Below are 23,505 nucleotides of genomic sequence, written 5' to 3'. Positions count from 1 at the left end.
AGGCGGACACAATTTGGATATTTTCATGAGCGCGCTGGCCAACCACAGCTTCGTCAAGATGAACGGGATCGGCAACGAGATCGTCGTGGTCGATCTTCGCGACGTGAAGCATGTCGTCACGCCGGACGAGGCGCGGGCGGTGGCATCCCGCGTGCCCTACGACCAGCTGATGGTGCTGCAGCCGCCGCGGCTCGACGGCACCGAAGCGTTCATCCGCATCTACAACAATGACGGCTCGGAGTCCGGCGCCTGCGGCAACGGCATGCGCTGCGTGGTGCGCCAGGTGTTCGGCAAGACCGGCCAGACCAGCGCGACGTTCGAGACCCGCGCCGGACTGCTGAACTGCTGGCAGGGCCCGGCGCCCGACCTCTACACCGTCGACATGGGCGTGCCGAAGTTCGGCTGGCAGGAGATTCCTCTCGCCGAGGAATTCCGCGACACCCGCTACATCGAGCTGCAGATCGGCCCGATCGACGCCCCGATCCTGCATTCGCCGTCGGTCGTCAACATGGGCAACCCGCACGCGGTGTTCTGGGTCGAGGACATCAACGCCTATGATCTGGAGCGCTTCGGGCCGCTGCTGGAAAACCACCCGATCTTCCCCGAGCGTGCCAACATCACGCTGGCCCACATCGTCGACCGCGACCACATCACGATGCGGACCTGGGAGCGCGGCGCCGGGCTGACCAGGGCCTGCGGCTCGGCGGCGTGCGCGACCGCGGTCGCGGCGGCCCGTCTGAAGCGCGCCAACCGGATCGTGCAGATGACGCTGCCCGGCGGCGAGCTGACGATCGAGTGGCGCGAGCGCGACGATCACGTGCTGATGACCGGGAGCGCGACCTTCGAATATGAGGGGCGGTTCGAGCCAGAGCTGTTCGCCAGCGTCGCATGAGCGTCGATGTCGTCACCTTCGGCTGCCGGCTCAACGCGTTCGAATCCGAGCTGATCGCGAAGCATGCCGAAGCGGCCGGCGCCGACGACACCATCGTCGTCAACAGCTGCGCCGTCACCAACGAAGCCGTGGCGCAGGCGCGACAATCCATCCGCAAGCTGAAGCGCGAGCGCCCCGCGGCGCGCATCGTCGTGACCGGCTGTGCGGCGCAGACGCAGGCTGGCATGTTCGCTGCCATGCCCGAGGTCGACCGCGTCATCGGCAATGACGACAAGCTGCGGCCCGATGCGTGGCGCGCGACGGCGCAGGCGCTGGCCTCGCCACGATTCGGCATCGAGGCTTTCGAGAAGGTCGCTGTCTCCGACATCATGGCGGTGACGGAGATGGCGCCGCATCTGGTCGACGGCTTCCAGCGCGGCCTGCCGCGGGTGTTCGTCCAGGTGCAGAACGGCTGCGACCATCGCTGCACCTTCTGCATCATCCCGTTCGGCCGCGGCAATTCGCGCTCGGTGCCGATGGGCGCCGTGGTGGATCAGGTGCGGACGCTTGTCGAGCGCGGCCATGCCGAGATCGTGCTCACCGGCGTCGACCTGACGAGCTACGGCGCGGATCTGCCGGCGACGCCGAAGCTCGGCAGATTGGTCAAGCAGATCTTGCGCCACGTTCCGGAGCTGCAGCGTCTACGCATCTCCTCGATCGATTCGATCGAGGCCGATGCCGACCTGCTCGATGCGCTCGCGGATGATGCCAGGCTGATGCCGCATCTGCATCTGTCGCTGCAGGCCGGCGACGATCTGCTCCTGAAGCGCATGAAGCGGCGACATTCGCGCGCCGACGCGATCGCGTTCTGTGACCAAGTGCGGCGGCTGCGTCCGGATATCTCGCTCGGCGCCGATCTGATTACGGGATTTCCGACCGAGACCGAGGAGATGTTCTCGCGCTCGATCGACCTGGTCGAGGAATGCGGCCTGACGTTTCTGCACGTGTTTCCGTATTCGCTGCGCCCGGGCACGCCGGCGGCGCGCATGCCGCAGGTGGATGGCGCCGTCATCCGCGATCGCGCCAAGAGGCTGCGGGCCGCGGGAGAGGCGGCGTTGCTGCGGCGTCTGGATGCCGAGATCGGCAGCGAGCGCGAGGTGCTGATCGAGAGCGAGACGCTGGGGCGGACGGAGCACTATCTGCCGGCGGCCGTCCGCGGCGCTGTGCCGGGGACGGTGCAGCGGTTGATGATCGTCGGGCATGATGGCGCGAGGCTGTTAGTCCAGGACTCCGTCATGCCCGGGCTTGACCCGCCTGCGCGGCCGTAGCCGCTTCGGGGCGGCGAAGGCCCGGACATCCACGCCGCCTTGGGCAACTGAGACGTGGATGGCCGGGACAAGCCCGGCCATGACGAGTGGAGAGAGACGGGCTCACTCCCCGTTCCACCCGCACAGCCGCAGCCGCGCATGCATGTGCAGCGGCGCTGGTGCGACGACCTGCACCGGGGGCTTGTTCTTCGACAGCGGGATCGAAATCTCCCGCGCATGCAGATGCAGCCGCGGCTCGCCGAAGCGCGGCCCGTTGCCGTAGATGTTGTCGCCGACGATCGGCCAGCCGGATGCGGCGGAGTGCACGCGCAGTTGATGCGTGCGGCCGGTGACCGGTTCCATGGCGAGCCAAGTGAGCTTGGGTGTCTTGGTGGATTGAGGTTCGCTCTCTCCCCCGGCACCCTGCGCTCCCTCCCCCCTTGTGGGGGAGGGTTGGGGAGGGGGGTGGCTCCGGGCGACACTGCCCGTGGGGACCCCCGCCCCCGACCCCTCCCCGCGAGGGGGAGGGGAGTCGGTGTCGCAAGTCGAGATCGAGATCTGAGGTGGGGGAGTGAGAGAATACGACCTCCCCAACACCCGCCATTTCGTCACTGCCGGCTGGCCCTGCGGGTCCGGTTTCTGCCACCAGCCGCGTTCGGCGTTGAGCTTGCCGAGCGGGAGCTCGATCACGCCCTCGTCAGCGTCGGGCCCGCCTTCGACGACAGCCCAATAGGTTTTCGAAATCTTGCCATGCTTGAACAAAAGCCCGAGCGACGCCGTTGCCTTGCGATGACGGCCGAGCACCAGACATCCGGAGGTTTCCTTGTCGAGCCGATGCGCGAGCACCGGCGGGCGCGGCAGGCCGAAGCGCAGCGCGTCGAACGAGGCTTCGAGGTTCGGCCCGCCCTTCGGCCCCTTGTGCACGGGAATGCCGGCCGGCTTGTCGATCACCAGCATCAGCCCGTCGCGGTGGAGCACGCGGGCGAGCATCTCCTCGTCGGTGGGTTGGTTAATGTCCATGGAAACCGTAACGCGGGTGTGAGCTTTCGTTTGCGAATGGAAAGGGCTAACACCACGCCATGAACGATACCACCTCCGAAACACCCAAGCTGTCGTGGTGGCGGCGTCTGTCGGCCGGCCTGAAGCGCACCTCCGGCGCGCTCGGCACCGCCGTCGCCGATCTCGTCACCAAGCGCAAGCTCGACCGCGCGATGCTCGACGACATCGAGGACGTGCTGCTGCGCGCCGATCTCGGCACCCAGGTGGCGGCGCGGATCGCGGAAGCCGTAGGCCACGGCCGCTACGACAAGGCGATCAGTGCCGACGAGGTCAAGGCGGTGGTCGCGACCGAGGTCGAGAAGGTGCTGTCGCCGGTGGCGAAGCCGCTCACGATCGACGCTGGCCACAAGCCGTTCGTCATTCTCGTCGTCGGCGTCAACGGCTCCGGCAAGACGACCACGATCGGCAAGCTGGCGCAGAAATTTGCCTCCGAAGGCAAGCAGGTGATGCTGGCCGCGGGCGATACCTTCCGCGCCGCCGCGATCGAGCAGCTCAAGGTGTGGGGCGAGCGCACCAGGGCGCCGGTCGTCGCCGGCGCGCAAGGCTCTGATTCCGCGAGCCTGGCGTTCAACGCCATCACCGCGGCCAAGGAGCAGGGCCGCGACATCCTGCTGATCGACACCGCCGGCCGGCTGCAGAACAAGGCCGAGCTGATGAACGAGCTCGAGAAGGTGGTGCGTGTCATTCGCAAGGTCGACACCTCGGCGCCGCATGCGGTGCTGCTCGTGCTCGACGCGACGGTGGGACAAAATGCGCTGTCGCAGGTCGAGGCGTTTCATCGTACGGCAGGCGTCACCGGCCTCGTGATGACCAAGCTCGACGGCACGGCGCGCGGCGGCATCCTCGTGGCGCTGTCGGAGAAGTTCAAGCTGCCGGTGCACTTCATCGGCGTCGGCGAGGGGGTCGAGGATCTCTCACCGTTCGCCGCGAGAGATTTTGCGCGGGCGATCGCCGGCATCGAGGATTGACGTCGCCACGCCCGGGCTCCGGCCCACCGCCAGATCGAGACGACCGGATCAACCGCTGCCGTGGCTGCAGCCAACAGGATATGGAATGGACAAGACCCAGCCGCACCCGCTGTTCAAGCTCGCGACCGAGCTCGGTCCGCTGATCATCTTCTTCGTGGTCAATGCCAAGTTCAACCTGTTCGCGGCGACCGGCGCGTTCATGGTCGCGATCATTGCGGCGCTGATCGCGTCCTACGTGGTGACGCGGCACGTCCCGCTGATGGCGCTGGTGACCGCCGTCGTCGTCATCGTGTTCGGCACGCTGACCCTGGTGCTGCACGACGAGACCTTCATCAAGGTCAAGCCGACCATCATCTACGGGCTGTTCGCGGCCGTGCTCGGTGGCGGGCTCTTGTTCAATCGCTCCTTCATCGCGATCATGTTCGATCAGATGTTCAATCTGACGCCCGCGGGCTGGCGCATCCTGACGTTTCGCTGGGCGCTGTTCTTCGCCGCGATGGCGGTGCTGAACGAGATCGTCTGGCGCACGCAGAGCACCGATTTCTGGGTCGGCTTCAAGGCGTTCGGTGTCGTGCCGCTGACCATGATCTTCGCCATCGCCCAGATGCCGCTGATCAAGCGCTACCACCTCGACCCGGCCTCGTTGGAAGCCAGCGACGCCGCGGAAGGGGATGTGAGCAAGGGGTAGTTGCGGCAAACTCTGCTGTCGTCCCGGCCTTGAGCCGGGACCCAGAACCACAGGCTTGAGTTTGGGGCAGGCGCGTCGTTAACATCTTGCCCACCACGACGGCCGCGGAGTATGGGTCCCGGCTCAAGGCCGGGACGACACCGTGGGTCGTTGCGCGAGCTCGGCAGTCACGTCCACTTGCAACGACGAGAAACTAACGACTTGCCGACCGCGAACTAACTCCCTGCCTTCAGCGCCTTCTCGATTTCCGGCTTCAGCACGGCGTCGATGTTCTGCGCCGTGATCGGGCCGACCAGCTTGTAGACGATGGTGCCTTCGCGGCCGACGACAAAGGTCTCGGGCACGCCGTAGACGCCCCATTCGATGCCGGCGCGGCCGTTGCCGTCGACGCCGACGACGTCGTAAGGGTTGCCGTAGCGGCCGAGGAAGCGGCGGGCGTTGTCGGCGCCGTCCTTGTAGTTGATGCCGATGATCTGGAAGCGCTTGTCGCGGCCGAGTTCGACCAGCAGCGGCGCCTCGTCGTGGCAAGGCACGCACCACGATGCCCAGACGTTGACGATGCTGACCTTGCCCTTGAGCGCAGCCGGGTCGAGGCCGGGCACCGGCGTGCCGTCCTTCGCCAGCTCTGGCAGCGCCGGCAGCGGTGTGGCCGGCGCAGGGCGGCCGATCAGCGCGGAGGGAATCTGCGACGGATCGCCGTTGCCGAGGCGCGACCAGAACAGCGCCGCCAGCCCGAGGAACACCGCCAGCGGCAGCAGCATGAGGAATGAGCGGCGCCGCGGCGCCGGCTCTGTCGGTTCGGTCATTGGATGTCCGTCGCGGCGCGGCCGGAACGGCGGCTGATGCCGCTGTCCTCGAGCGCGCGCAGGCGCGCCTTCTGGGTGCGGTAGTCGATGGCGATCCAGCCGATCAGCAGCATCACGACCAGCGCCGCCGCAAGATAGGAGGTGGCGATGAAGGAGGTATAGGGGCCAAGGTCCATGTCAAGCCGCTCCCGCGATCCGGCCTGCCGCATCGTCGGCTGGTGCGGTCGTTGTGTAGGTGCGGGCCTGCATCATCTGCAGGCTGCGGACACGCCGGCGCAGGATCTCGTTGCGCATCGCGGCGACGTGCAGCGTCACGAACAGGAAGGTGAAGCCGACGGCCATCACCAGCAGCGGGATCAGGAAGGCCTTGTCGAGCGCCGGACCGCCCATCCGCATCACCGACGCCGGTTGATGCAGCGTGTTCCACCAGTCGACTGAGAACTTGATGATCGGCAGGTTGATCGCGCCAACCAGCGTCAGCACCGCGGCGGCGCGTGCCGCGCGCGTGGGATCCTCGACCGCGCGCCACAGCGCCATCAGGCCGAGATACATCAAGAACAGGATCAGCACCGAGGTCAGCCGCGCATCCCACTCCCAATAGGTGCCCCACATCGGCCGGCCCCACAGCGAGCCGGTGAGGAGCGCGAGGAACGTGAAGCTGGCGCCGATCGGGGCGGCGGCCTTGGCGGCGACGTCAGCGAGCGGATGCCGCCACACCAGGGTGCCGAGCGAGGCGATGCTCATGATACTCCAAACGAACATCGACAGCCAGGCATTGGGCACGTGGATGAACATGATCTTGACGGTCGCGCCCTGCTGATAGTCGTCGGGCGCCACTGCGGAGAGGTACAGGCCGGCAGCCAGCAGCGCGGCCGTGACCAGCGCCAGCCACGGCAGCAGCCGCGCCGCCAGCGCAAGGAACCGAGTGGGATTGGCGAGGTCGATCAGCGACATGAGACCCTTGTTAACGGCGGACGCGGTTGCAGGCAATCAGCACGGCGTCGCTAGGTAAGAGTTGATCATGGTCAAACCCCGGCGGGCGGTGGGTCAATCCAGCCCGTTCCGCAAGCTTGTCGCAGCGGCGAACGGGCCGATCACGAAACTCACCAGCGACAATGCGCACAGGATCGAGAACGGCGCCCCGAACGGCAGCGGGCCGACGATGGCCGCCTGCGACGCCGCGACGCCGAAGATCAGCACCGGGATCGAAAGTGGCAGCACCAAGACGGCCAGCAGCAGCCCGCCGCGGTGCATGGTCACCGCCAGCGCGGCACCGATCATGCCGATGAAGGTCAGGGCAGGCGTGCCCGCCAATAACGTCAGCGCGACGGCGCCGGTCGCCGTGGCGTCGAGGTTGAGCAGCAGGCCGAGCACGGGCGTCGCGATCACCAGCGGCAGGCCGGCGGCGAGCCAGTGCGCCAGCGCCTTGGCGGCGCAGGCCAGCTCCAGCGGTGTCCGGCTCATCACGACCAGGTCGAGCGAGCCGTCCTCGTGGTCGGCGGTGAACAGCCGGTCCAGGGTGAGCAGGCTGGAGAGCAGGGCACCGAGCCAGAGGATGGCGGGGCCGAGCCGGGTCAGCAGCGCCAGGTCGGGCCCCACCGCGAACGGCATCAGCACCACGACGGTCAGAAAGAACAGCACGCCGATCAACGCGCCGCCGCCGATGCGCAGCGCGATCTTGATGTCGCGGCGGATGAGGGCACCGAGCGCGGTCATGCGGGGAGGGCCTGGGCTGATGGCGCATTGCGCGGGAGTGAGCCGTGCTCCGACCGCTGGCAAACTTCGTTCCCTCCCCCCTTGTGGGGGAGGGCTGGGGAGGGGGGTGGCTCCGGGCGAGACCGCCGGTGGGGACTCCTACCCCCGACCCCTGCCCGCAAGGGGGAGGGGGGCGCGCATCGATAGGATGGGTGGAGCGATGGGGTTGCGCTCAGTTCGATAGGCCACGTCGTATGGCACCCCCCTCCCTGACCCTCCCCCACAAGGGGGGAGGGAATGGAGGGGCCGGCGGGCGTCGTGAAGAAGGGGGGCATCATCCGATCGTTCCAATCCGCAGCTCGCGCGTGTCGATGCCGAGCGGACCGTGGGTCGCCGCCATGATCAGTCCGCCCCCGGCGAGATGCTCCCGCATCAGCCCGGCGAACATCGCCTGTCCGGCGACGTCGAGCGCGGCGGTCGGCTCGTCGAGCAGCCACAGCAGGCGGGGCACCGCGAGCAGGCGGGCCAGCGACAGACGGCGGCGCTGGCCGGCGGACAGATAGGCGGCGGGCAGGTCAATGGCGTGGGCGATGCCGACGGCCGCGAGGCAGTCGGAGATCGGCCGCGTGACGCCGCCGCCGAGAAAGTCGGCCCAGAAGGTCAGGTTTTCGCGCACGCTGAGCGACGGCTTCAGCGCGTCGCGGTGGCCGAGATAATGCGCCTGCTCGGGCACCGTCAGCTCGCTCTCACCGCCCTCGATGGCGATGGAGCCGCCCGCCGGGAGCAGCAGGCCGGCAATCAGCCGCAGCAGCGATGTCTTGCCCGCACCATTGTGTCCGGTCACTGCCAGCGCCTCGCCCGCGACTGCTTCGAAGGCCAGTCCTGCGAACACCTCGCGGCCGCCGCGCACGCATCTGACGTCGCGGCCGAACAGCTTCGGAGACAGTGTTGAAGTCGCCTGCATGGCCTGTCGTGAGCGCCCTTACGAAATTGATGGCTAGCGCGTGAGAATTTGTGGGTGATGCCACGTCGGGACTTGCTTGTCTCTGTGGCGGCGCAGTTAGAAAGCTTCTATAAGCCCGACCTTGATGCAGCACACAATCATCCGCTGCAAGCCATCCGGCGCCTCGCGCTGACGGTTCTTAAATACCCCCTCCGGGTATGCAGATCAATTGGGATTTCCACGCATGACCTCGCTCGACAGCTTCAAGTGTCGCAAGACCCTCAAGGTCGGAACGAAGAGCTACATCTATTACAGCTTGCCCACAGCCGAGAAGAACGGTCTCAAGGACATCTCGAAGCTGCCGTACTCGATGAAGGTGCTGCTCGAGAATCTGCTGCGCAACGAGGATGGCCGCACCGTCACCAAGGACGACATCGTCGCGGTGTCGAAATGGCTGCGCAAGAAGTCGCTGGAGCACGAGATCGCCTTCCGCCCGGCGCGCGTCTTGATGCAGGATTTCACCGGCGTCCCCGCCGTCGTCGACCTCGCCGCTATGCGCAACGCGATGCAGGCGCTCGGCGGCGATGCCGAGAAGATCAACCCGCTGGTGCCGGTCGATCTCGTCATCGACCATTCGGTGATCGTGAACTACTTCGGTGACAACAAGGCGTTCGGCAAGAACGTCGCCGAGGAGTACAAGCAGAACCAGGAGCGCTACGAATTCCTGAAGTGGGGCCAAAAGGCGTTCTCGAACTTCTCCGTCGTGCCGCCCGGCACCGGCATCTGCCACCAGGTCAATCTCGAGTATCTGGCGCAGACGGTCTGGACCAAGAAGGAGAAGATGACGATCGGCCGCACCAAGGGCACCTTCGAGGTCGCCTATCCGGATTCGCTGGTCGGCACCGATTCGCACACCACCATGGTCAACGGTCTGGCCGTGCTCGGCTGGGGCGTCGGCGGCATCGAGGCCGAGGCCTGCATGCTCGGTCAGCCGCTGTCGATGCTGCTGCCCGACGTCGTCGGCTTCAAGCTGACCGGCGCGCTGAAGGAAGGCGTCACCGCGACCGACCTCGTGCTGACCGTCACCCAGATGCTGCGCAAGCTCGGCGTGGTCGGCAAGTTCGTCGAGTTCTTCGGCCCCGGCCTCGACCATCTCTCGGTCGCCGACAAGTCGACCATCGCCAACATGGCTCCAGAATACGGCGCGACCTGCGGCTTCTTCCCGGTCGACACCGCGACGATCGATTATCTCAAGACCTCCGGCCGCAAGGCGCCGCGCGTCGCGCTGGTCGAGGCCTATGCCAAGGCGCAGGGCCTGTTCCGCACCGCCAAGTCGGCCGACCCGGTGTTCACGCAGACGCTGACCCTCGATCTCGCCGACGTCGTGCCGTCGATGGCCGGTCCGAAGCGTCCCGAGGGCCGCATCGCGCTCCCCGCAGTCGCCGAAGGCTTCGCGACCGCGCTGGCCGGCGAGTACAAGAAGCCCGATGCGGCCGAGCAGCGCTTCCCGGTCGAGGGCAAGGACTTCGATATCGGCCATGGCGACGTCGTCATCGCCGCCATCACCTCCTGCACCAACACCTCGAACCCGAGCGTGCTGATCGGCGCCGGCCTCTTGGCCCGCAACGCCGCCGCCAAGGGCCTCAAGGCCAAGCCGTGGGTGAAGACCTCGCTCGCCCCGGGCAGCCAGGTGGTTGCCGAATACCTTGCTAATTCGGGCCTGCAGAAGGACCTCGACAAGGTCGGCTTCAATCTGGTCGGCTTCGGCTGCACCACCTGCATCGGCAATTCCGGCCCGCTGCCGGAGGAGATCTCGAAGTCGATCAACGACAATGGCGTGGTCGCGGCGGCCGTGCTGTCGGGCAACCGCAACTTCGAAGGCCGCGTCTCGCCGGACGTGCAGGCCAACTACCTGGCCTCGCCGCCGCTGGTCGTCGCCTATGCGCTGGCCGGCACCGTGACCAAGGACCTTGCGGTCGAGCCGATCGGCATCGGCAAGGACAAGAAGCCGGTCTACCTGAAGGACATCTGGCCGACGACGAAGGAGGTCAATGACTTCGTCAAGAAGTTCGTCAAGGCGTCGATCTTCAAGAAGCGCTACGCCGACGTGTTCAAGGGCGACACCAACTGGCGCAAGATCAAGACCGTCGAGAGCGAGACCTATCGCTGGAACATGTCGTCGACCTACGTGCAGAACCCGCCGTATTTCGAAGGCATGAAGAAGGAGCCGGAGCCGATCAAGGACATCGTCGAGGCCCGCGTGCTGGCGCTGTTCGGCGACAAGATCACCACTGACCACATCTCGCCGGCCGGTTCGATCAAGCTGACCTCGCCCGCCGGCAAGTTCCTCAGCGAGCACCAGGTCCGCCCGGCCGACTTCAACCAGTACGGCACCCGCCGCGGCAATCACGAGATCATGATGCGCGGCACCTTCGCCAACATCCGCATCAAGAACTTCATGCTCAAGGGTGCCGACGGCAACATTCCCGAGGGCGGCCTGACCAAGCACTGGCCAGACGGCGAGCAGATGTCGATCTACGACGCCGCGATGAAGTATCAGGAAGAGGGCGTGCCGCTGGTGGTGTTCGCCGGCGCCGAATACGGCAACGGTTCGTCGCGCGACTGGGCCGCCAAAGGTACCCGGCTGCTGGGCGTCCGCGCCGTGATCTGCCAGAGCTTCGAGCGCATCCATCGCTCCAACTTGGTCGGTATGGGCGTTCTGCCGCTCACCTTCCAGGACGGCACGTCCTGGTCGTCGCTCGGCCTCAAGGGCGACGAGAAGGTCACCATCAAGGGCCTGCAGGGCGACCTGAAGCCGCGCCAAACCCTGACCGCCGAGATCGTCTCGGCCGACGGTGCGGCGCAGCAGGTGCCGCTGCTCTGCCGGATCGATACGCTCGACGAGCTCGACTACTACCGCAACGGCGGCATCCTGCACTACGTGCTGCGCAAGCTCGCCGCTTAACCAAAGCGCGATGCGACAGTTTGGCTCACTCTGAAGTGAGTAGCGGGTGATGAAGGAGGCGGCCTATGACAAAGGCCGCCTCCTTTGCATTTTCGGTTTGTTAACTACGAGGACGGCATCGCGGATGCAGTGATGCGCAGGGCGCAGCGGACGGTGGTCCAGACGGGACAGTGGCGATGAGTGGACAGATGTCGTGGTGGTCGCGCGCAGCGCTGAGTGTCTGTGCGGTCATCGCTTTCGTCCGGCCAGCCGCATCCGATCCCCGTGCGGTGATCGAACTCTTCACCTCTCAAGGCTGTTCGTCCTGCCCGCCGGCTGACAAGATCCTCGGCGAGCTCGCCAGAGATCCTTCGGTCATCGCGTTGTCGCTGCCGATCGACTACTGGGACTATCTCGGCTGGAAGGACACGCTGGCCGACTCCCGCTTCACGGCCCGGCAGCGGGCCTATTCTCGTGCGCGCGGGGACCGCGAGGTCTATACGCCGCAGGCGGTGATCAACGGCTCTGTGCATGTGATCGGCAGCGACCGCGAGGCGATCGAAGGCGCGATCGAGGAAACCGTCCAGGGCGGCGCGGTGATGTCGGTGCCGGTGAGGCTGTCGGTCGACGGCCAGGAGCTCTCCGTCTCGGTCGCCGCGGCCAGCGAGCATGCGCCGCGCCGGCACGGCGAGGTCTGGGTCTGCTCGATCTCGCGGGTGGTCCCGATCTCGGTCGGGCGCGGCGAGAACAGCGGCCGCGACCTGACCTATTACAACGTCGTTCGCGGTCTCCAGAAGCTGGGTGACTGGACCGGGTCGCCGGTCAGCTGGAGCGTGCCGCTGGAGAAGATCGCCCGCGAGGGCGTCGATGGCACCGTCGTCTATGTGCAGGACGGCAGTCGCGACCGCCCTGGGCCGATGCTCGGCGCCGCCTTTTCCGAGTTGCCGTTGGGCGGACGGGCTTCAGCAACGGCGCGTGGTCCCGAGCGCTGATCTTCCGTCGTTCCGATCTTCGTTTTCGCTGACCTGCGTGAGGCGCGTCACGTCCGTGCGACGGCGCGCCGCGACATCTTCCGGCAGCTCACGCCAGAAAAGCAAAAGGACCAACTTGCGTTGGCCCTTTGCCTTACTTGTGAATAGACCCGATCCTGACGACCCCGGGGGGCTGGGGGCTGAGGAATCCGGAACCGAAAGGACCGGGCCAACGCACACGAATCTTATGCCGAAGGTCGGGGGCGGTCGGTGGGCGGAAAGACGGCGCGATTATGATTCCGCTAACGATCCCGTGACGCTTGCGTGTTCGCGGAACTGATGACCTCGCAGGCTCGGTCGAACTTCAACAACGAAAACGGCCCCTTGCGGCTTCTGCCGGATGGCGCGATCATGTCACACAGATGACAGGAGGACGCCAATGAACCTCACGCCGGAGGACGCCGACCCCAGCGAGAACCGCGCGGCGGCGCGCAGTGCGGCCGCAGCGCCGAACCGGGTGACGTTCGACCGCCTGGAGCTGAACCGCATCCTGAACCTCTACGGTCGCATGGTCGCCGACGGTGAGTGGCGCGACTATTCGATCGACTTCCTGCGTGACCGGGCCGTCTTCTCCGTGTTTCGCCGGGCGTCCGAGGTGCCGATCTACCGCATCGAGAAGGATCCGCGTCTCGCACGCAAGCAGGGCATGTACAGCGTGATCTCGGCCACCGGGCTGATCCTGCGCCGCGGCCACGAGCTTGAGCGCGTGTTGCTGGCGATCGCGCCGAAGCCGGCGCTGGTCTGATCCGACCCGCCGGGTGATCACGACATTTCGACCGGCGTCGCTTACGCCGGGACGTCGCTGCTCCCGGCCCCGAGCGGGCGCTGCATCATCACAGTATCGAGCCAGCGGCCGAATTTCAGGCCGACGCTCGGGTGGGTGCCGATCATCTGGAAGCCGCAGGCGGTATGCAGCCCGACCGAGCCGGCATTGGCGGAGTCGCCGATGACGGCGATCATCTGGCGAAAGCCTCCCTCCTCACAGGCGTCGATCAGCTGCCGCATCAGTCGCATCCCGATGCCGCGACGCTGGCTGGCGGGAGCGAGATAGACCGAGTTCTCCACCGTGAAGCGATAGGCAGGGCGGGGCCGGTAGGGCCCGGCATAGGCATAGCCCACCACCTCTCCGTCCAGCAGGGCGGCGAAATAGGGGAAGCCGCCGTCGCGGAGCGCCCGGAAGCGGCGCGTCATCTCCGCCAGATCCGGAGGGTCGAGCTCGAAGGTGGCCGTGCCCTCGCGGACGGCCTGGCCGTAGATGGCGGTGATGGCCGGGAGGTCGGCCTCCTGGGTGGGCCGGATTTCAATGTTCGACATGGGGTGCAAGCATACCCATGCGGACGCGGCGATCAATCCGGCCTCGCGGCATGGCTGTCGCTGCCGCTTTGCGCCGGTCGCAATCGGGTTTGTGCAAACGAAAAGCCCCGGCGGTGAGGCCGGGGCTTCGAAGGTCGCTCGTTCGAGCGGTTGGATCAGTCGCGCTGTCCGAGCAGCTGCAGCAGCAGCGTGAACAGGTTGATGAAGTTCAGGTACAGCGACAGCGCGCCGGTGATCGCTGCGCGCTCGGCGATGTCGCCGCCCGCGGAGGCGTAGCCGTAGATGTACTCGTTCTTCAGGCGCTGCGTATCCCAGGCGGTCAGGCCGGCGAACACGAACACGCCGATCACCGAGACGATGAACTGCAGCATCGAGCTCGCCAGGAACAGGTTCACCAGGCTCGCCAGCACGATGCCGATCAGGCCCATGAACAGGAACGAGCCCATGCCCGTCATGTCACGCTTGGTCGTGTAGCCGTAGAGGCTGAGCGCGCCGAACGTCGCCGCGGTGATGAAGAACACCCGCACGATCGAGGTGTGGGTGTACACCAGAAAGATCGACGACAGCGAGATGCCCATCAAGGCCGAAAACACCCAGAACAGGAGTTGCGCGGTCGACGGCGCGAGGCGGTTGATGCCGGCCGAGATCGCGAACACCATGACCAGAGGGGCCAGGATGAACAGCCACTTCAGCGGGCTCACGAACATCGCGTAGCCGAACTGCGTCAGATAGGCGTTGCCGAACTTGAACACGCCGGCCGCCGGATCGCCGGTCACCGACGCCATGTAGACGCCGAGCGCCGCGAGGCCGGTAATGGCCAGGCCGATGCTCATGTAATTGTAGATGCGCAGCATGTAGGCGCGCAGACCGGCGTCGACGGTCGCGGCATCGGCGCGCCCGGCCACCCGGCCAAAGGGTGAAGCATAGTTGCGGTTGAGGTCCGACATGGTCGAATTCCCGTTGGTTGCCCGGCAGCCCGATCCTGGCAGGACCTTCAGCCGGTTCTCGAAAAACCCTATCTCATACCCGCTGCCATCGATATTAAATTTGCGTCATCGGCAAATTCGCCATCTTTGGCAGGTCTCTGAGCCCATTCCCTAGATGGGAAACTAGCATATCCGCCGCAAGCTTCCACGCGCGGCTGAATGTCGCTCCGAACGCGTCCCAGCCCCATAGATCGCGTTAACCGTGCGGCATGAGCGCGCAAGCCGCTCGATCAAGCCGCTAGAGATTCCGAAGAACCGTCGCCGGCTTCTGATTCAGCGCGAGCAGGGTGCCGGCCAGTCCGAGGCCGACGGTCACGATCAGCGCCGCCAAGACGACCAGCGCGGCGCTGCCCGCCTGCCAGGCGAAGCTCAAGGTCATCAGCCGGGTCACGATCAGCCAAGCGGAGACCGAGCCGGCGATGACGCCGAACGCGGCGGTGGCAAACCCGATCATCAGATATTCGAGCGCGTAGGCGCCGAGCAGCCGCAGCCGCGTCGCGCCCAGGGTCTTCAGGATGACCGCGTCGTAGACCCGGTGGCGGTGGCCGGCGGCCAGCGCGCCGCCGAGCACCAGGATGGCCGAGATCAAGGTCACCGCGCTGGCGCCGCGGATGGCGAGCGCGAGGTTGGAGACCACCGAGCCCACGGTCTCCATCACCTCTCGGACCCGCACGCTGGTCACCATCGGGAAGGCGTCGGCCACCTTGCGGATGACACGGGCATCCTCGGCGGCATCGGAGCGCGCTTCGGTCAGGGTCGCGACATGGGTGTGCGGCGCGCCCTTGAAGGCATTCGGGGAGAACACCAGCACGAAGTTGATGCCGAGCCCCTGCCAGTCGATGGTGCGCATGTTGCCGATCCGCGCCGTGATATCGCGTCCGAGCACGTTGACGACGATGTCGTCACCGAGCTTGAGGCCGAGGCCGTCGGCGATGCGCTTCTCGATCGAGACCAGCGGCGGTCCGCTGTAGGTCTTGCTCCACCACTCGCCCTCGACCACCTTCGAGCCCTTGGGAATCTCGGCGGTATAGGTCAGGCCGCGATCGCTCTGCAGCACCCATTCGGTGTCCGTCGTCGCCTTGAGGTCCTCGGCGCGGACGCCGCGGGCGGCGACGATGCGCCCGCGCAGCATCGGCACGTCTTCGACAGCGGATTGAGGGGCGAGGTCCTTGAGGAAGCCGCGGAAGCGGTCGGCCTCGCCGGAGGGGACGTCGATGAAGAAAAACGACGGCGCCTGCTCCGGCAGTTGCGCCAGGAATTGGCGCCGCAGATTGCCGTCGATCTGGGTGATCGTGACCAGCACCGCGAGACCCAGTCCGAGCGACAGCACCACGGACGGTGTCAGCGCGCCCGGGCGGTAGATGTTGCTGACCGCCAGCCGCAGCATCGGGAAGCGGCTGCGCGGCAGGGCGCGCGCAATTGCCATCACCGCGGCGGCAATGCCGCGCAACAGCACGAACACCAGCGCAGCGGCGACGACGAACACCGCGGCGATGCGCTTGTCGTAGGACAAGCCGATCACGACCGCGATCAGCAGCGCGACGGTGCCCGCGATCAGCACCAGATAGCTCCAGCGCGGCCGGTGCCATTCGGCGATGACCGCCTCGCGGAACAACGCCGCCACCGGCACGTCGCGTACGCGCCCGAGCGGCCACATACCGAACGCCAGTGCGGTGAGCAGGCCATAGACGAAGGACAGCGCCAGCTCGTCGGAATGAATAGCCGGGATCACCGGCAGCGGCAGGATGTTGCCGAACAGCCCGACGATGGCAAAGGGCAGGGTCGCGCCGGCGCAGAGGCCGATGATCGAACCGATCGTGGCGAGCACCATCACCTGCACGAGGTAGATGCCGAACACGTCGCGGCTGGTGGCGCCGAGGGCCTTGAACGCCGCGATCACCTCGGTGCGGCGGTCGACATGGCTCTTGACCGCGTTGGCGACGCCGACGCCGCCGACCAGCAGCGCGGCGAGACCGACCAGGGTGAGGAACTGGGTGAAGCGGCCGATCGTCCGCTCGAGCTGCGGCGAGGCATTGCTGCGGCTGCGGATCTCCCACCCGGCCGACGGCAAGGTCAGGCGGGTGTCGGCGATGAAGGACGCTGCGGCGTGGTCGTCCTTGGCATTGTCGGGCAGCCGGACCCGGTAGGTCCAGCGCACCAGGCTGCCCGGCTGCAGCAGCGACGTGGCGCGCAGGCCGGCCTCGCTGATCAGGAAACGCGGCCCAAGGCCGATGCCGCCGGACAATTTATCTGGCTCGGCCTGGAGCGCGCTGCGGATCTGGAAGCGGACGGTGTCGATGCTGACGGTGTCGCCGACCTTGAGGTCGAGCCGCGCCAGCAGTGCCGGATCGGCCGCCGCGCCGAACACGCCGTCGCGTTCGGCGAGAATGTCCGGTAGCGGCAGGTCGGGCTGCAGCTCGGCCTTGCCCAGCAGCGGATAGGCGCCGTCGACAGCCTTGAGCTCGACCAAGGCCAGCTTGGCGTCACCGGCGCGCACCATCGCCCGCAAGGTTGCCGCCAGCGAGACCTGGCCGCGCGTCCGCAGGAAGGCGATCTCCTCGGGCTTGGCCTCGCGCTGAAACAGCGAGAAAGCGACGTCGCCGCCGAGCAAGGTCCGGCCCTCGCGGACCAGCCCGTCATTGAGGCTGGCCGCCACCGAGCCGACACCGGCGATGGCGAGCACGCCGAGCGCGATGCAGGCGATGAAGACGTAGAAGCCGCGCAAGCCGCCGCGCAGCTCGCGCAGCGCGTAGCGCACCGGCAACGCGGCCATGCGGCCGCCCGCGATCGGTTCGGACACCGTGCTCATGCGTCGGCTTGCTCGTGTGCGTCGCTCTCGGCTTCGATCCGTCCCGAGCGCAGCCGCACCACCCGGTCGCACCGATGCGCGAGGCCGCTGTCATGGGTCACCAGCACCAGCGTCATGCCGCGCTCGGCATGCTTGGTGAACAGCAGGTCGACGATCTGCTGGCCGGTGGTCTCGTCGAGATTGCCGGTCGGCTCGTCGGCCACGAGAATTGCGGGGTCGGGAGCGAGAGCGCGGGCCAATGCCACGCGCTGCTGCTCACCGCCGGAGAGCTGCGTCGGATAGTGATGCAGACGGTGGCCGAGCCCGACCTGCTCGAGCTCGCGGGCGGCACGCTCCGCGGCGCCGGCATGGCCGGCCAGCTCGAGCGGCACTGCCACATTCTCCAGCGCGGTCATGGTCGGGATCAGGTGGAAGGACTGGAAGACGATGCCGACCTGGCGACCCCGGAACCGGGCCAGGGCGTCCTCGTCCAGGGCATTGAAAGCGGTGCCGCCGACCACCACCTCACCACTGTCAGGACGTTCCAACCCCGCCATCACCATCAGCAGCGTGGACTTCCCCGATCCCGAGGGGCCGATCAGGCCGATCGTCTCGCCCTGTCCCACCCGCAGGCTGATGTCCTTGAGGATATGAACACGTGCCGCTCCGGTGCCGAGCGAGAGGTTGACGTTGGAGATGGTAATGGTGTCCGGCGCAAGGCCGGCCAAACGCGAGGTTTCGATGAGACTGTCCATGGCTCGGTCATATGGCAACTCCGCAAGCCGGGTCGAGAGGCGCGGACATATCTTCGTGCACATACTCGTGTTGATGCTCGCCTTGATGACAGTCGGGCCCGCGTTTGCGGGCGCTGACGACGTCAAGCCGATCAAGCTGGTCGTGCTCGGCGATTCCTTGAGCGCGGGTCTTGGCCTGTCCGCCTCGGATGCGTTTCCAGCCAAGCTGCAGAAGGCGTTGCAGGCCCAGGGCCTGCCGATCGACCTCACCAATGCCGGCGTATCCGGGGACACTTCGTCCGGAGGCCGCGACCGGCTCGACTGGTCGGTGCCTGACGGGACCGAGGCCGTCATCGTCGAGCTCGGCGCCAACGATGCGCTGCGCGGCATCGATCCCGCGGTGACGCGCAAGGCCTTGACCGAGATCGTGACCCGGCTGAAGGCACGGGGCATCGCCGTCATGCTGTGCGGCATGCTGGCGCCGCCGAACTACGGCAGCGACTATGCCGCGAAATTCAACGCGATCTATCCCGATCTGGCCAAGGAATTCGGCGTCCCGCTGTATCCGTTCTTTCTCGACGGTGTCGCCGCCGACCCCAAGCTGAACCAGGCCGACGGCATCCACCCCACCGCAGCCGGCGTCGACATCATCGTGTCCCGGATGTTGCCTACGGCGGAAGCATTCCTGCGTCCACTTCGTGGGCAATGACGGAACGAAGCGCCGCGTCGATCATTTGCGATAACCTTAAGGGCCGGGTTTTCCGCAGCTTTTACCGGCGTTAACCCGCCTTCCGTCGCGGAGTCATATAAATTCGGTAGGAATGATGCATTGGCGATTCGTCGTCGATCATTTCTCGAAGGCATGATCTCGTCAATTTTCGAGATCAGCCTCCAGCATCGGGAGTCCTGAAACGATGCCGCGTCTGTTTACTGGACTGGAAATCCCGGCCGAGGTTGGCCACACGCTTTCCGGTTTGCGGGGTGGCCTCCCCGGCGCCCGCTGGATCGATCCCGAAAATTACCATGTGACGTTGCGCTTCATAGGTGACATCGACGGCGCCTCCGCCAACGAGATCGCCTCGATGCTGTGGCGGGTGAACCGCAAGCCGTTCGAAGTGACGGTGCAGGGTCTCTCCAGCTTCGGCGGCCGCAAGCCGCGCGCCGTCGTTGCCAACGTCGCGCCGAGCCGCCCCCTGATCGAGCTGCAGGCCGAGCTCGAGCGGCTCATGCAGCGGATCGGGCTCGATCCGGAAGGTCGTAAATTCGTGCCCCACGTCACGCTGGCGCGGCTGCACGATGCGTCGAGCCAGGACGTCGCCGACTATCTCTCCGTCCGCGGCTATTTCCCGAGCCGCGTGTTCACGGCCGAGCGCTTCGTGCTGTTCTCGTCGCGCGCCTCGACCGGCGGTGGCCCCTACGTGGTCGAGGACGCCTACGACCTTTCCCCGGGGTGAGGTCTGGAGCGCGGTCGTTCAAGCCAGCCGCTCGCTGAGGCCGGGAGCGAAGACTAACGTCGTTAGCCCCGGACTAACGGTCACGGCGGCGTTTGCGTGCCATATACCACGACCTCACGGCTCCGACGCATGGCGGCTTCCACCATTTGCGGATTGCATTTTCCGTAAGTCTCGTGACCTAGAGTGGGCTCATGCTGTCCACTCCGTCAGACGCGTTCCGCGCGCAATATCAGTCTTTGGTCGATACCGGTGCGATCGAGGCCGACCTCGCCCAGGCCGAGGTCGCCGACGCCCTGGCGGCGCTGGAGCGCCGCCTCTCGACCTACAAGCCGACGCGCAAGCAAGGCTTGTTCGGCCGCCTTTTTGCCGACAAGAGCGAGCCGCCGAACGGCCTCTATGTCCACGGCGAGGTCGGGCGCGGCAAGACCATGCTGATGGACCTGTTCTTCCAGAGCTGTCCCGTCGAGCACAAGCGCCGCGCCCATTTTCACGAATTCATGGCCGAGGTGCACGAGCGCATCTACGGCTACCGCCAGAACATCGCGCGCGGCGAGCTCGCCGATGCCGACGTGATCGGGCTCACGGCACAGGCGATCTTCGATCAGGCCTGGCTGCTCTGCTTCGACGAATTCCATGTCACCGACATCGCCGACGCGATGATCCTGGGACGTCTGTTCGCCAGGCTGTTCGAGCTCGGCACCGTGGTGGTGGCGACCTCGAACGTCGCGCCCGAAGACCTCTACAAAGGCGGCCTCAACCGCGCGCTGTTCCTGCCCTTCATCAAGCAGATCGCCGACCATATGGACGTGATGCGGCTGGATGCGCGCACCGATTTCCGGCTGGAGAAGCTGGCCGGCGTGAAGATGTGGCTGGTGCCGGCCGATGTCGACGCGCGAGCGGCGCTCGACAAGGCCTGGGCGCGGCTCACGGGGCATGCCAAGTGCAAGCCGCGCGACATGACGATCAAGGGGCGTATCCTGCATGTCCCGTGCTCCGCCAACGGCGTCGCCCGCTTCGGTTTTACCGATCTCTGCGAGAAGCCGCTGGCAGCCTCGGACTATCTGCGGCTCGCGCACGACTATCATACGATCCTGATCGATCACGTTCCGGTCATGGATCTGGCCGAGCGCAATGCCGCCAAGCGGTTCATCACCCTGATCGATACGCTCTACGACAACGCCGTGAAGCTGATCGCGTCCGCCGAAGCCGACCCGATTTCGCTCTACGTCGCGACCGAGGGCATCGAGGCCATGGAGTTCAAGCGGACCACCTCGCGCCTGATCGAGATGGGCTCGGACTCCTACCTGGCCCTGCCGCACGGGCGGAAGGACTCGGCGGCATCCGGGACTTCCACGGGGTTGGTCGAAACCTGACAAATACCGGAGTTTTGGCGAGCGCCTGCCGCCGGGCACACAGCCGCGAAAAGGCCACGCCAATCATGCTGAAAGGATCATCAGCAGCCGTCGCCCGGTCCTGATCGAAATCAAGGCACGCCCGCCAATTGGCCATAGCGTGACTTGAACGGCCCGGGCGAAAGGGATAACCACCCACTCGACTTTTCAACCTCCCTCACCCCTTCGGGTTCAAAGGAAAATTTGCCATGGCGCGCGACAAGATTGCTTTGATTGGCTCCGGTCAGATCGGCGGAACGCTGGCTCACCTCGTCGGCCTCAAGGAGCTCGGCGACGTCGTGATGTTCGACATTGCCGAAGGCGTTCCGCAGGGCAAGGCGCTCGACATCGCGCAGTCCTCGCCGGTCGATGGCTTCGACGCGCACTTCACCGGCGCCAACTCTTACGAGGCGCTCGACAACGCCAAGGTGTGCATCGTCACCGCCGGCGTGCCGCGCAAGCCGGGCATGAGCCGCGATGATCTGCTGTCGATCAACCTGAAGGTGATGGAGCAGGTCGGCGCCGGCATCAAGAAGTACGCCCCCGATGCGTTCGTCATCTGCATCACCAACCCGCTCGACGCGATGGTCTGGGCGCTGCAGAAGGCCTCGAACCTTCCGGCGAAGAAGGTCGTCGGCATGGCCGGCGTGCTCGACTCCGCGCGCTTCCGCTACTTCCTGGCTGATGAGTTCAACGTCTCGGTCGAGGACGTCACTGCCTTCGTGCTCGGCGGCCATGGCGACACCATGGTGCCGCTGACCAAGTACTCGACCGTCGCCGGCATTCCGCTGCCGGATCTCGTCAAGATGGGCTGGACCTCGCAGGCGCGCATCGACGAGATCGTCGACCGCACCCGCAATGGCGGCGCCGAGATCGTCAACCTGCTCAAGACGGGCTCCGCCTACTACGCCCCGGCGGCGTCGGCGATCGCGATGGCCGAGAGCTATCTGCGCGACAAGAAGCGCGTGCTGCCCTGCGCGGCGCATCTTAACGGCGAGTTCGGCGTCAAGGACATGTATGTCGGCGTGCCCGTCGTGATCGGCTCCAAGGGTGTCGAGCGCATCGTCGAGATCGAGCTGGCCGGGAAGGACCGCGAGGCGTTCGACAAGTCGGTCGCCGCCGTCCAGGGCCTGGTCGACGCCTGCAAGAAGATCGCGCCCGACCTGCTCGGCCGCTGATCAGGGGTCATTCACGGGGCGTAGTCTCGCCCACATCGAGTTGCAGGATGTTTGGTATATGGTATACCAGACATCCTAACAACAATTCTGGTCGTCACCCCATCGCGGGTTCGGGGAGCAAGCGCTTATGAACATTCACGAATATCAGGCCAAGGCACTGCTGCACGAGTTCGGCGTGCCGATTTCCAAGGGCGTGCCGGTTCTCCGTCCGGAGGACGCGGATGCGGCGGCGAAGACGCTCGGTGGCCCGGTCTGGGTCGTGAAGAGCCAGATCCACGCCGGCGGTCGCGGCAAGGGCAAGTTCAAGGAGGCCTCTGCCGGCGACAAGGGCGGCGTCCGCCTCGCCAAGTCGATCCAGGAGGTCAACGAGTTCGCCAAGCAGATGCTGGGCGCCACGCTGGTGACGGTGCAGACCGGTCCGGACGGCAAGCAGGTCAACCGCCTCTACATCGAGGACGGCTCGGACATCGACAAGGAATTCTATCTGTCGCTGCTGGTCGACCGCGAGACCTCGAAGGTCGCCTTCGTGGTGTCGACCGAAGGCGGCGTCAACATCGAGGACGTCGCCCACAGCACGCCTGAGAAGATCATCACCTTCTCGGTCGATCCGGCCACCGGCGTCATGGGCCATCACGGCCGCGCCGTCGCCAAGGCGCTGAAGCTCTCCGGCGACCTCGCCAAGCAGGCCGAGAAGCTGACCACCCAGCTCTACAACGCCTTCGTCGCCAAGGACATGGCGATGCTCGAGATCAACCCGCTGGTCGTCACCAAGCAGGGCCAGCTGCGCGTCCTGGACGCCAAGGTCTCGTTCGACTCCAATGCGCTGTTCAAGCACCCGGAAGTCGTCGCGCTGCGCGACGAGACCGAGGAGGACGCCAAGGAGATCGAGGCCTCCAAGTACGACCTCAACTACGTCGCGCTCGACGGCACCATCGGCTGCATGGTCAACGGCGCGGGCCTCGCCATGGCGACGATGGACATCATCAAGCTCTACGGCATGGAGCCCGCCAACTTCCTCGACGTCGGCGGCGGCGCCAGCAAGGAGAAGGTCGCGGCGGCCTTCAAGATCATCACCGCCGACCCGAACGTGAAGGGAATCCTGGTCAACATCTTCGGCGGCATCATGAAGTGCGATGTCATCGCCGAGGGCGTCGTGGCCGCGGTGAAGGAAGTCGGCCTGAAGGTGCCGCTGGTGGTGCGCCTCGAAGGCACCAATGTCGATCTCGGCAAGAAGATCATCAGCGAGTCCGGTCTGAACGTGCTGCCCGCCGACAATCTCGACGACGCCGCGCAGAAGATCGTCAAGGCCGTCAAGGGAGGCTGAGCGCCGGTTCTGGCGCTCGCTTCG

At 66.2% G+C, this 23,505-nt stretch carries 22 protein-coding genes; 12 read left to right on the top strand and 10 right to left on the bottom strand.

Annotation, left to right across the window (positions count from 1 at the left end; genetic code table 11):
• Positions 1 to 25: 25 nt before the first annotated feature.
• Complete coding sequence (dapF, locus tag QW845_RS06115; RefSeq protein WP_315800720.1) at positions 26 to 892, top strand: diaminopimelate epimerase; 867 nt, start codon at positions 26 to 28, stop codon at positions 890 to 892.
• Positions 889 to 2,199: a tRNA (N(6)-L-threonylcarbamoyladenosine(37)-C(2))-methylthiotransferase MtaB gene (gene mtaB / locus QW845_RS06110; RefSeq protein ID WP_315800719.1), complete on the top strand. Its 1,311-nt coding sequence runs from the start codon at positions 889 to 891 to the stop codon at positions 2,197 to 2,199. Before dapF ends, mtaB begins: the two co-directional genes overlap by 4 nt.
• Positions 2,200 to 2,301: 102 nt before the next feature.
• Here the strand turns inward: mtaB and QW845_RS06105 are convergent, their stop codons facing one another.
• The gene (locus QW845_RS06105; RefSeq protein WP_315800718.1) at positions 2,302 to 3,198 is read right to left on the bottom strand and encodes an RNA pseudouridine synthase; all 897 of its coding nucleotides are present in this window, start codon (positions 3,196 to 3,198) and stop codon (positions 2,302 to 2,304) included.
• Positions 3,199 to 3,257: 59 nt separating this feature from the next.
• Here QW845_RS06105 and ftsY point away from each other — a divergent pair, with 59 nt between their 5' ends.
• The gene (gene ftsY, locus QW845_RS06100; protein WP_315800717.1) at positions 3,258 to 4,205 is read left to right on the top strand and encodes a signal recognition particle-docking protein FtsY; all 948 of its coding nucleotides are present in this window, start codon (positions 3,258 to 3,260) and stop codon (positions 4,203 to 4,205) included.
• Between the two features lie 85 nt (positions 4,206 to 4,290).
• On the top strand, positions 4,291 to 4,893 hold the full coding sequence (locus QW845_RS06095) for a septation protein A (protein ID WP_315800716.1): 603 nt from the start codon (positions 4,291 to 4,293) through the stop codon (positions 4,891 to 4,893).
• Positions 4,894 to 5,108: 215 nt separating this feature from the next.
• On the opposite strand, the gene QW845_RS06090 is transcribed toward QW845_RS06095, so the two are convergent.
• The 5 genes from QW845_RS06090 to ccmA all read right to left on the bottom strand — a co-directional run bounded on the left by QW845_RS06090 (position 5,109) and on the right by ccmA (position 8,358).
• Positions 5,109 to 5,699, bottom strand: a complete 591-nt coding sequence (locus QW845_RS06090; protein WP_315800715.1) for a DsbE family thiol:disulfide interchange protein — start codon at positions 5,697 to 5,699, stop codon at positions 5,109 to 5,111.
• On the bottom strand, positions 5,696 to 5,875 hold the full coding sequence (gene ccmD, locus QW845_RS06085; RefSeq protein ID WP_315715913.1) for a heme exporter protein CcmD: 180 nt from the start codon (positions 5,873 to 5,875) through the stop codon (positions 5,696 to 5,698). Before ccmD ends, QW845_RS06090 begins: the two co-directional genes overlap by 4 nt.
• A gap of 1 nt (position 5,876) precedes the next feature.
• Positions 5,877 to 6,653: a heme ABC transporter permease gene (locus QW845_RS06080; RefSeq protein WP_315800714.1), complete on the bottom strand. Its 777-nt coding sequence runs from the start codon at positions 6,651 to 6,653 to the stop codon at positions 5,877 to 5,879.
• Between the two features lie 93 nt (positions 6,654 to 6,746).
• Complete coding sequence (gene ccmB, locus QW845_RS06075; RefSeq protein WP_315715915.1) at positions 6,747 to 7,415, bottom strand: heme exporter protein CcmB; 669 nt, start codon at positions 7,413 to 7,415, stop codon at positions 6,747 to 6,749.
• Between the two features lie 313 nt (positions 7,416 to 7,728).
• Positions 7,729 to 8,358, bottom strand: a complete 630-nt coding sequence (gene ccmA / locus QW845_RS06070; RefSeq protein WP_315800713.1) for a heme ABC exporter ATP-binding protein CcmA — start codon at positions 8,356 to 8,358, stop codon at positions 7,729 to 7,731.
• A 223-nt stretch (positions 8,359 to 8,581) separates the two neighbouring features.
• Here ccmA and acnA point away from each other — a divergent pair, with 223 nt between their 5' ends.
• The 3 genes from acnA (at position 8,582) to QW845_RS06055 (ending at position 13,057) form a co-directional block, all read left to right on the top strand.
• Complete coding sequence (gene acnA / locus QW845_RS06065) at positions 8,582 to 11,302, top strand: aconitate hydratase AcnA (RefSeq protein ID WP_315800712.1); 2,721 nt, start codon at positions 8,582 to 8,584, stop codon at positions 11,300 to 11,302.
• Between the two features lie 188 nt (positions 11,303 to 11,490).
• On the top strand, positions 11,491 to 12,273 hold the full coding sequence (locus tag QW845_RS06060; RefSeq protein ID WP_315800925.1) for a DUF1223 domain-containing protein: 783 nt from the start codon (positions 11,491 to 11,493) through the stop codon (positions 12,271 to 12,273).
• Between the two features lie 418 nt (positions 12,274 to 12,691).
• A complete protein-coding gene (locus QW845_RS06055; RefSeq protein ID WP_315800711.1) occupies positions 12,692 to 13,057 on the top strand; it encodes a DUF2794 domain-containing protein in 366 nt (121 codons plus the stop codon).
• 41 nt (positions 13,058 to 13,098) lie between these two features.
• On the opposite strand, the gene QW845_RS06050 is transcribed toward QW845_RS06055, so the two are convergent.
• The 4 genes from QW845_RS06050 to QW845_RS06035 form a co-directional block, all read right to left on the bottom strand.
• Positions 13,099 to 13,626 carry a GNAT family N-acetyltransferase gene (locus QW845_RS06050; RefSeq protein ID WP_315800710.1) on the bottom strand — a complete coding sequence of 176 codons (528 nt, stop codon included), beginning with the start codon at positions 13,624 to 13,626 and terminating at the stop codon, positions 13,099 to 13,101.
• Positions 13,627 to 13,781: 155 nt separating this feature from the next.
• Positions 13,782 to 14,573, bottom strand: coding sequence for a Bax inhibitor-1/YccA family protein (locus tag QW845_RS06045; RefSeq protein WP_315800709.1), 792 nt, complete (start codon positions 14,571 to 14,573; stop codon positions 13,782 to 13,784).
• A 277-nt stretch (positions 14,574 to 14,850) separates the two neighbouring features.
• Positions 14,851 to 17,421, bottom strand: coding sequence for an ABC transporter permease (locus QW845_RS06040; RefSeq protein ID WP_315800708.1), 2,571 nt, complete (start codon positions 17,419 to 17,421; stop codon positions 14,851 to 14,853).
• On the bottom strand, positions 17,418 to 18,155 hold the full coding sequence (locus tag QW845_RS06035; RefSeq protein WP_315800707.1) for an ABC transporter ATP-binding protein: 738 nt from the start codon (positions 18,153 to 18,155) through the stop codon (positions 17,418 to 17,420). Before QW845_RS06035 ends, QW845_RS06040 begins: the two co-directional genes overlap by 4 nt.
• Positions 18,156 to 18,210: 55 nt before the next feature.
• On the opposite strand from QW845_RS06035, the gene QW845_RS06030 reads away from it, so the two are divergent.
• From QW845_RS06030 to sucC, 5 genes are all read left to right on the top strand, one after another.
• On the top strand, positions 18,211 to 18,843 hold the full coding sequence (locus tag QW845_RS06030; protein WP_315800706.1) for an arylesterase: 633 nt from the start codon (positions 18,211 to 18,213) through the stop codon (positions 18,841 to 18,843).
• A 205-nt stretch (positions 18,844 to 19,048) separates the two neighbouring features.
• Positions 19,049 to 19,588 (top strand): RNA 2',3'-cyclic phosphodiesterase, encoded by a 540-nt coding sequence (gene thpR / locus QW845_RS06025; protein ID WP_315800705.1) that lies wholly within the window; start codon positions 19,049 to 19,051, stop codon positions 19,586 to 19,588.
• Between the two features lie 191 nt (positions 19,589 to 19,779).
• Complete coding sequence (zapE, locus tag QW845_RS06020; RefSeq protein ID WP_315800704.1) at positions 19,780 to 20,961, top strand: cell division protein ZapE; 1,182 nt, start codon at positions 19,780 to 19,782, stop codon at positions 20,959 to 20,961.
• 227 nt (positions 20,962 to 21,188) lie between these two features.
• Entirely contained in the window at positions 21,189 to 22,157 is a 969-nt protein-coding gene (gene mdh, locus QW845_RS06015) for a malate dehydrogenase (protein ID WP_315800703.1), read from the top strand.
• Positions 22,158 to 22,284: 127 nt separating this feature from the next.
• Positions 22,285 to 23,481: an ADP-forming succinate--CoA ligase subunit beta gene (sucC, locus tag QW845_RS06010; protein ID WP_315800702.1), complete on the top strand. Its 1,197-nt coding sequence runs from the start codon at positions 22,285 to 22,287 to the stop codon at positions 23,479 to 23,481.
• The last annotated feature ends 24 nt before the right edge of the window (positions 23,482 to 23,505 follow it).

The sequence above is a fragment of the Bradyrhizobium sp. SZCCHNS3002 genome (assembly GCF_032377435.1).
Lineage (GTDB): Bacteria > Pseudomonadota > Alphaproteobacteria > Rhizobiales > Xanthobacteraceae > Bradyrhizobium.
Note: the sequence above shows the minus strand (reverse complement) of the source record. Positions and strands in the feature narration are given on the sequence as shown.

What these genes read in the sequence shown, in the direction of transcription:
- dapF (WP_315800720.1), top strand. Translation starts at nt 26, where the DNA reads ATGAGCGCGCTGGCCAACCACAGCTTCGTCAAGATGAACGGGATCGGC.
- mtaB (WP_315800719.1), top strand. Translation starts at nt 889, where the DNA reads ATGAGCGTCGATGTCGTCACCTTCGGCTGCCGGCTCAACGCGTTCGAA.
- QW845_RS06105 (WP_315800718.1), bottom strand. Translation starts at nt 3,198, where the DNA reads ATGGACATTAACCAACCCACCGACGAGGAGATGCTCGCCCGCGTGCTC.
- ftsY (WP_315800717.1), top strand. Translation starts at nt 3,258, where the DNA reads ATGAACGATACCACCTCCGAAACACCCAAGCTGTCGTGGTGGCGGCGT.
- QW845_RS06095 (WP_315800716.1), top strand. Translation starts at nt 4,291, where the DNA reads ATGGACAAGACCCAGCCGCACCCGCTGTTCAAGCTCGCGACCGAGCTC.
- QW845_RS06090 (WP_315800715.1), bottom strand. Translation starts at nt 5,699, where the DNA reads ATGACCGAACCGACAGAGCCGGCGCCGCGGCGCCGCTCATTCCTCATG.
- ccmD (WP_315715913.1), bottom strand. Translation starts at nt 5,875, where the DNA reads ATGGACCTTGGCCCCTATACCTCCTTCATCGCCACCTCCTATCTTGCG.
- QW845_RS06080 (WP_315800714.1), bottom strand. Translation starts at nt 6,653, where the DNA reads ATGTCGCTGATCGACCTCGCCAATCCCACTCGGTTCCTTGCGCTGGCG.
- ccmB (WP_315715915.1), bottom strand. Translation starts at nt 7,415, where the DNA reads ATGACCGCGCTCGGTGCCCTCATCCGCCGCGACATCAAGATCGCGCTG.
- ccmA (WP_315800713.1), bottom strand. Translation starts at nt 8,358, where the DNA reads ATGCAGGCGACTTCAACACTGTCTCCGAAGCTGTTCGGCCGCGACGTC.
- acnA (WP_315800712.1), top strand. Translation starts at nt 8,582, where the DNA reads ATGACCTCGCTCGACAGCTTCAAGTGTCGCAAGACCCTCAAGGTCGGA.
- QW845_RS06060 (WP_315800925.1), top strand. Translation starts at nt 11,491, where the DNA reads ATGTCGTGGTGGTCGCGCGCAGCGCTGAGTGTCTGTGCGGTCATCGCT.
- QW845_RS06055 (WP_315800711.1), top strand. Translation starts at nt 12,692, where the DNA reads ATGAACCTCACGCCGGAGGACGCCGACCCCAGCGAGAACCGCGCGGCG.
- QW845_RS06050 (WP_315800710.1), bottom strand. Translation starts at nt 13,626, where the DNA reads ATGTCGAACATTGAAATCCGGCCCACCCAGGAGGCCGACCTCCCGGCC.
- QW845_RS06045 (WP_315800709.1), bottom strand. Translation starts at nt 14,573, where the DNA reads ATGTCGGACCTCAACCGCAACTATGCTTCACCCTTTGGCCGGGTGGCC.
- QW845_RS06040 (WP_315800708.1), bottom strand. Translation starts at nt 17,421, where the DNA reads ATGAGCACGGTGTCCGAACCGATCGCGGGCGGCCGCATGGCCGCGTTG.
- QW845_RS06035 (WP_315800707.1), bottom strand. Translation starts at nt 18,155, where the DNA reads ATGGACAGTCTCATCGAAACCTCGCGTTTGGCCGGCCTTGCGCCGGAC.
- thpR (WP_315800705.1), top strand. Translation starts at nt 19,049, where the DNA reads ATGCCGCGTCTGTTTACTGGACTGGAAATCCCGGCCGAGGTTGGCCAC.
- zapE (WP_315800704.1), top strand. Translation starts at nt 19,780, where the DNA reads ATGCTGTCCACTCCGTCAGACGCGTTCCGCGCGCAATATCAGTCTTTG.
- mdh (WP_315800703.1), top strand. Translation starts at nt 21,189, where the DNA reads ATGGCGCGCGACAAGATTGCTTTGATTGGCTCCGGTCAGATCGGCGGA.
- sucC (WP_315800702.1), top strand. Translation starts at nt 22,285, where the DNA reads ATGAACATTCACGAATATCAGGCCAAGGCACTGCTGCACGAGTTCGGC.